Source organism: Frankia sp. CeRuru1 (assembly GCF_977966315.1).
The window spans coordinates 1-6,883 of sequence record NZ_CDWWEW010000277.1 but is presented as its reverse complement, the minus strand read 5'-3'; the positions used below and the strand labels follow the sequence as shown (position 1 = coordinate 6,883).

General features: G+C 66.6%; 6 protein-coding genes. All 6 read right to left on the bottom strand.

All coding sequences use genetic code 11. The features are described from left to right. Nucleotides 1-768, bottom strand: a 768-nt coding sequence (gene ptlF / locus AC08OP_RS17765) for a 1-deoxy-11-beta-hydroxypentalenate dehydrogenase (protein ID WP_476615219.1), incomplete at its 3' end; no start/stop codon positions are given. Between the two features lie 139 nt (nucleotides 769-907). After that, entirely contained in the window at nucleotides 908-2,362 is a 1,455-nt protein-coding gene (locus AC08OP_RS17760; protein WP_476615218.1) for an MFS transporter, read from the bottom strand. A 60-nt stretch (nucleotides 2,363-2,422) separates the two neighbouring features. Further along, complete coding sequence (locus AC08OP_RS17755; protein WP_476615217.1) at nucleotides 2,423-2,554, bottom strand: hypothetical protein; 132 nt, start codon at nucleotides 2,552-2,554, stop codon at nucleotides 2,423-2,425. A 102-nt stretch (nucleotides 2,555-2,656) separates the two neighbouring features. After that, a complete protein-coding gene (tnpC, locus tag AC08OP_RS17750; RefSeq protein WP_476615216.1) occupies nucleotides 2,657-4,087 on the bottom strand; it encodes an IS66 family transposase in 1,431 nt (476 codons plus the stop codon). Nucleotides 4,088-4,172: 85 nt separating this feature from the next. Then, nucleotides 4,173-4,889 carry a phytanoyl-CoA dioxygenase family protein gene (locus tag AC08OP_RS17745; protein ID WP_476615215.1) on the bottom strand — a complete coding sequence of 239 codons (717 nt, stop codon included), beginning with the start codon at nucleotides 4,887-4,889 and terminating at the stop codon, nucleotides 4,173-4,175. A gap of 316 nt (nucleotides 4,890-5,205) precedes the next feature. After that, nucleotides 5,206-6,402, bottom strand: coding sequence for a pentalenolactone synthase (gene penM / locus AC08OP_RS17740; protein WP_476615214.1), 1,197 nt, complete (start codon nucleotides 6,400-6,402; stop codon nucleotides 5,206-5,208). Between the last annotated feature and the right edge of the window lie 481 nt (nucleotides 6,403-6,883).

Below are 6,883 nucleotides of genomic sequence, written 5' to 3'. Positions count from 1 at the left end.
CTCAAAGAGAAGCACCCCCTCGGGGAAAGGGTGCGGAAGGGAAACATGACGCCATACATCGTCGAACTGATCGCGTAGCCGCACCGGGGTGTCGGAGTTGCTGAAGAGATAGAAGCGGTCGGAGCCGAGGGCCTCCCACACGAGTCCGGCGACGTCCTCAGCGCTCACCGAGGTGTCGCCGCCCGCGCCGCGCGGGGCCGTCAGACCTTGGACCATGGGGGTGTCGACCCGGCCAGGACACAGCACCGACACCCGGACGCCGGTGCCCCGCAGGTCAGCGCGCAGACTGCGGGCGACCGCGAGGTCGGCGTGCTTGGAGGCGGCGTAGGCGGCGCTGCCGGCGCCGACGACAAAGGCGGACATCGAGGCGGTGTGAATCAGATGGGCGGGCCGGCCGCGCTCCAGCAGCCGGGGGACGAAGGCGCGGGCCACCAGAACGTGCGCCCAGTGGTTCACCTCGAAGACCTGCCGCATCCGTTCCAGCGGCACCTCCCACAGGGGCTGTCCCACGGGGCCGAGGGCCCCGGCGTTGTTGCACACCACGTTGATGTCGCCGAGCAGGTCGAACGCCGTGTCCGCGAGCCGTTCAACGGCGTCCGGGTCGGTCAGGTCAGCGGTCACTGCGGTGACCTGAGCGCCCTGTGCGGTGAGTTCGGCGGCCCGGCGGTGCAGCGTGTCGCCTTCGATGTCCGCCATGACCACGCCGCCGCCGGCTCGTGCGAAGCGGGCGCTGAGGGCGAGACCGATGCCGCTGGCCGCACCGGTCACAACTGCTGTCCTTGTCTGTAACTGCACTTGGCTGTCTCCGCTTCTGTAGGCGGGTAAACCGAAGGACGGCGCGCCGTTGCGGATAGGGTTGTCGGCGAGAAGATCTGAATCAAATCGCGCCGTTCGAGGGGCGTGGGTGTCAGCTGGGATCGGGGAGTTTTAGGCTGATCATGAGAACGGTCACCGAGAGACAGATCAACAGGGCGAGAACGAGCACAGCCGCCAACGCCGTCGACAGCCAACCGGCCAAGGAGACAAAGAGGGTTCCGCCGACGGTCGCGCCCAGCGCGGTCGCCATCTGCTGGCTAGTCACCAGCACACCGCTCCCCATGCCGGCCTGCGCGGGGGGTACATCGGCCAGGACCATCCGGAACAGCGTCGGGCCGATCAGCGCCGCGCCTACGCCAAAGAAGGCGATCCCGACGAGCACGAGCGCCAGAGAGGGATGCGGCCAGCCCAGCCATATCACCAGCGCCAGCAGCAACAGGCCCGTGGCCTGAACGAGAGCGCCCAGGGTGACGATCCGGCGGCCCAGGGCCGCCGCGATCCTCGGGGTGAACAGCGCCACCACAAAGAAGGCCGCGGCGAACGGCATCAGCACCCCGCCAGAGGCGAGCCCGTAGAGGTCGAAGCAACCCTGCGCGATCAGTGCGTAGACGAACAGGAAGGCACCGAAGCTGGCGGAGAACGGCACGACCGCCGCCAGCCCGCTGCGCATCCCCGGATGGGATAGCACCGACGGGGACAACAGCGGTGAGCCGCCCCGCGCCTCCAGCCTGCGTTCAGCCTGCGCCAGCGCTAGCGCCCCCACTGCGGCGACCGCGAGCAGCGACCACAGCCACAGCGGCCAGCCCAGGTCGGGGCCCACCACGACCAAGGTCAGGACACAGACCATGGTGACGCCGAACAGCACGGTGCCCACCGGGTCGAAGCCCGGCTTCGCATCGGCCCTGGTCGCAGGGACGCGCCGGACGGCCAGCAGCGCGGTCACTCCGATCGGCACATTGATCGCGAAGACCGACCGCCAGCCGATCCCGGCGACGTCCAGCGAGACCAGCAGCCCGCCCAGGATCTGCCCGGTAACCATGCCGAGGGCCGCGGTCACGCCGTATATGCCGATCGCACGGGCGCGCGCCTGGCCCTCGGTGGCCGTCTGAATCGTCGCTAGCACCTGCGGTACGAGCATGGCCGCGGCGGCGCCCTGCAGCAGCCGGGCCGCGACGAGGAACTCGATGGTCGGGGCGAGTCCGCACAGCGCCGAGGTGACGGTGAACGCCGCGAGCCCGTAGGCGTACAGGCGCAGTCTGCCGAAGGCGTCGCCCAGCCGTCCGCCCAGCACCAAGCCGAGGGCGTAGGTGAGACCGTAGCCGGACACCACCAGTTCCAGCGCGGCGGGGCCGCCATGGAGGTCGTGCCTGATCGAGATCAGTGCCACATTGACGATGGAGGCGTCCACGATGGACAGGGCGTATCCGGTGAGCACCACCATAAGGGCAATGCCGCTTAGCCCCGCGGCGGCCGGTTCCGTGCCGGCCAGGAGCCCCGGCGTCGCGTCGGGCTCCTCCAGAAGAGGGAGGCCTTCGCGTTTCGTCATGTGCTGCCTACCCAGGCGTCTGTGAGGGGGACAGTTGAGGCGAGTGCGGGGCTAGCAACGTCACTCGGTGATGGTGGGGGTACCGGTGATCTTCGACATGATTCCCTTGGAGGAGTCCTTCGCGGACTCCGTCCAGGGGGTCAGGGCATTGAACCCGCGAGGCGACGAGGCGGGCTGGATGCGAGTGTCCATCGACATCCGCATACCGGCCGGGTTAACCGAAACATTCGGGATGGACTTGTGGCACGTGAAGGTAGCTGTTCAGCTGGAGTCGCTGGCGGCTGATCGTTTCGGTTATGCGGGTTGGGTGGTGGGTGGGAGCCAGGCGCCAGTGGTGAACAGCCGGGTGAGCGCGTCGAGGGTGTCCACGCCCCATTTGGTGGCGGTGGACAGGTAGGACTGCACGACGGCGAAGTCGGCGAGGCCTTGCAGGGTGCGCCAGCAGCCGCCGGAGACCCGTTGCTGGACTTTGACCGGTCTGGCATCGCGTTCGGCGACATTGTTCGTGAACGGGACCGCCAGGTCCGTCGCGAAACGAAGGATCATGTCTTCGTAGCGGCGGAACCGGCCGATCAGGGTCCGGGCGTCGGTGGCCAGCGGGTCGCGTCTGCCGTGGTTGTCGGTGTCGCCGCGGGCCAGCGCACCGAGGTAGTGGTTACGGGTCCGGGCCACGACGGCGGGGGCCAGGGCGGTCTGTCCGGCCCGGCGGGCGGCGTCAGCGGCGTCGCGGGCGTCCAGCAGGGTGGTGACCATGGCGTCGGCCCAGATCTGCCCGGTCGGGTCGCCGTCGTGGACCGACCGCAGGTCACGCAGCAGGTGCGCTCCGCACCAGGCGTGCAACGCGCCGGTCACATGGGCGTAGCCGGCGTAGCCGTCGCGGACCAGGACGCCGGTGAACGACGGCCACACACCACCGGCGTCGATCGTGCCGGCCGTGCGGTCCCCGACGTGCATCACGGTGAGGTAGTCGGTGCAGGCCACATGCAGGTACCGCAGCTTGCCGTCAGCGCGGGCGGTCGTCTCATCCGCGTGCGCGACCGCCGCGGCGGCGACCAGGTTCTTCACGTGGGGCAGGAACACGGCCTCAAGGAGACGGGCTGCGCGGCCACGCACGGTCGCGACCCAGCCGGGCGAGACCGCCGCGCCCAGCAGCGCGGCCAGGACCTGCCCGGCGCGGCGGATCGGCAGGTGATGCGCGCACACCAGCCACGCTGCCCGGGCCAGAAGCCCCGGCCCGTAGGAGACCCGGCCCACGACCCCGGCCGGCTGGTCGCCGGCGGTGGTCGTCGCGCAGCAGGCGCAGGTCCGGGCCACCACCCGGTACTCAGTCACGTGCGGGCGCGGTGGCGCGGGTGGGGTGTCGAACACCTGGTGGCGGCGCACCGCGAACACCGGCGCTCCGGCCAGCGACTCCCCGCAGTCCGAACAGGTCAGTGGGTCCAGGGTCACGGTCTCGTCCGGGTCCTCGACCATGTTCCGGGTGCGGCCGGGCTCGCCGGGCTGCTTGCCTTTCGTCCGCCCCGACCTCGTCCGCGAGGACCGTTTCGGCGCCTTGGTATACGGGCTGTCCGACGACGGCGGACGCGACGACGTCGAGCTGTCCTTACTCGCCTGGCGTTCCAGTGCAGCGACCCGCCCGGCCAGCTCCTCAATCAACCCGGCCTGTCGGGCGATCAGCTCGGCCTGGGCCGCGATCGTGGCTTCCCGGTCCGCGAGCCGACGCACGAGTTCCTCGTACGTCGGCTGCCCTTTGAACCCCACACACCAAACCTAGCGATCATGACCCACTGTGACGTAACCGCAGAAGCGATCACCACACACAGGACCGCGAACGCCCGACCACGCCAGCTGAACAGCTACACGTGAAGGCATGGAAGATGATCACATCGCCCGGTTCCATGGGCGAGAACAGCAGCTGCTCGTCCGCACCAAACTCCTCCGCCGGGACACCGCGCACGGCGTGGCCGAAGCGGCGAAAATTCTCGACGATGACGTGCTCGCGCGGGCCCTTCTTGTGGCTGCTGTCGGCGACGGCGACGCCACCTATGCCGCGGGTCGTCGCGAGCAGCGGCATCCAGACGGTGCGGAAGTCTTTGTTCGGGCCGATGTAGAAGCCGTCCTGGTGCAGCGGTGTCAGGAAGCTCGGCACCGCGGAGCCTGCGGCGGAGGGGTAGTAGCGGATCGTCGTCGACTTGAAGACGAAGACGGGCTCACCGAAGACCTTCTCCCAGATCTTGAGGGACGAGGGGTGGTTCCACAGGTCGTCGTACTCGACGTAGTCGTGCATCGCCACCTCGTCGACCGCTTCGAAAGACTCGATGGTGAGGGCGTCGAGCGTGGTGCCGGGAGCGGCGTGGCCGAGTGCGACCAACCCCCCGAGCATCTGCTCGGCGGCGGTCCGCACGAGTTCACGGTCTAGGGCGCCGCGCAGATAGACGTAGCCGTGCTCGTCGTAGAACCGGCCGAGAGCCTCACCGTCGTCGAGAAGAGGCATACAGTCGACGTAGTCGCTGAAAGTTTCCGTCATGGTTCCTTGTCCTCGACACGCCCATGCGTGGAAAGAAGAAATAGCTCAAGATGGAACTACTGGGGGCGAGGGAGCCCGGCCATTGCGGCGGCCGATGTCTTCGACACACTGGAAGGCCGTCGCGAACCCACCGTCGATGTGGAGTGTCACTCGACCCTCGCCGAGCGACACCGCGAATCATACTAGTTTGCTACGTCGTCGGGAAACAACTGGTAATCCCCGGACTGGTTTTGTGGTATGCGCCAGCCTACGACCACGAAGGAGGAAGCATGAAGGGTGAACGACTGTCTTTTCGCTCGTGCAAGACCACTTAAAATTAGAAGGTAACGGGGATTTCATCGAACCCGCCGGTGATCCGGTGCTCCTGCCAGCGCAGCGACTCCTCGGGTACTGCGAGCCGCAGGTTGGGAATTCTGCGGAACAGCCTCTCAAACACCGCGGTTAGTTCGATCCGGGCTAGCACGCGGCCGATGCAGTGCCGAGTGCCGCCCCCAAATGCCAGGTGCGACATGGGCTTGTCTCGATCCAGATCGAACAAGTCGCCGGCGGGGAAAGCCCTGTCGTCGTAGTTGGCCGCGCCGATGGCCAGCTTCACCGCATCTCCGGCCCGGATAATTGTCTCGCCGACGGCTATGTCGCTGTGCGCGTAGCGGGGTATTAGCGCGTTGGATCCCTTGCCCCCCACTCCCAGGCGCAGAATCTCCTCGACCGCGGCCGGCGCGAGTTTGGGATTCTCGGCCAGCAGGACACGCTGGGCCGGATTGCGCAGCAGCAGCAGGGTTCCCAGGTCAATGCGCACAATGGTGGTCTCGTAGCCGAACAACAGCACGGCGCAGCCCAAGTGGGCAATGTACGCATCGGACAGTGCACCGTCGTCCTCGGCGATCAGCTCGGACAAGATGTCGTCGCTCGGCTCGGTTCGCTTGCGTGTCACCAGCTCCGTTATGTAGTTGACAACCTGTTGAAAAGTGTTCGCCGAGTGTTGGTTGTTGCTCTGGTCGAATGTGCCTCTCGCCCACTGCCCGAAACGCTCCCGGTCGGCCAGCGGCACGCCAAGTAGATCGCAGACCACCATGGTCGGCAACGGAAACGACAGCGCGCGGTGCAGGTCAGTCGGCGGAGTGTCTGAGGCCAAATGGTCGAGAAGGTCGTCCACATGGTGCTCGATCCGGCTTTTCATTAAGCGCATCCGGCGCGTGGAGAACCGGGGCACGAGCAGCGCGCGCATCTGTGCATGCCTGGTGGCCTCGCTGTCGTAGTCGTCCCCGGCCATCAGCGCGACCATGAAGCCCCTGGCCGCGCTCTCGGCCGATTGCTCCGGATTGGGATTACTGAGACCGAGCCGGTGGTCGGCGAGTAGTACCTTCACCTCGTCGTAGCGGGTGACCAGCCAGGCATCTTCACCAGCGGTCCGCACCCTGATGATTGGCCCCTCCTGCTGTAGCGCGAGCATCTGGGGTGCGATGCCGAGTATGTCTGGATTATCGAACGGCAACTGTGGGAGTTCCGTCATGTATCCATACTCGCTCTGCTCCGACGGCCGGTCAAGTCCTCTCAGAATTCTGAGTCGCCCCGAACTCGGTCCAGACTCCATGGCTAGGGTTCCAAGCCCAGGGTGACCCGCAAGTTCCGTTTATGCAGGTAGAGAGTGATGATTACCCTCTACCTGCCGTCTGGACGCCCGCCGGGCATAAGGGTCTGGAATTAAATAATTTCCGCAAATAGTGCGCACGCGGAAGCCGTAGCCGATGCGATCGTTGTCCAATTCTTGGGAATGTGCACGCCAATGACCGTGTCTCGATTCGTACTCTTCACGAATGGCCGAGTATGTGATTTCTGACGAGGAACTCTCGTCTATGTTCTCAGAAATCCTACCCCACCTCGACGAAGGTCAGCGCAGGCTGTTGACGGGCGGGTGCGCGAGAATGCTGGGACACGGCGGTGTCACCGCCGTGTCGAAGGCGTCCGGGTTGGACCGGGGCACGGTAGGGCGG

What these genes read in the sequence shown, in the direction of transcription:
- AC08OP_RS17760 (WP_476615218.1), bottom strand. Translation starts at nt 2,362, where the DNA reads ATGACGAAACGCGAAGGCCTCCCTCTTCTGGAGGAGCCCGACGCGACG.
- AC08OP_RS17755 (WP_476615217.1), bottom strand. Translation starts at nt 2,554, where the DNA reads ATGGACACTCGCATCCAGCCCGCCTCGTCGCCTCGCGGGTTCAATGCC.
- AC08OP_RS17745 (WP_476615215.1), bottom strand. Translation starts at nt 4,889, where the DNA reads ATGACGGAAACTTTCAGCGACTACGTCGACTGTATGCCTCTTCTCGAC.
- penM (WP_476615214.1), bottom strand. Translation starts at nt 6,402, where the DNA reads ATGACGGAACTCCCACAGTTGCCGTTCGATAATCCAGACATACTCGGC.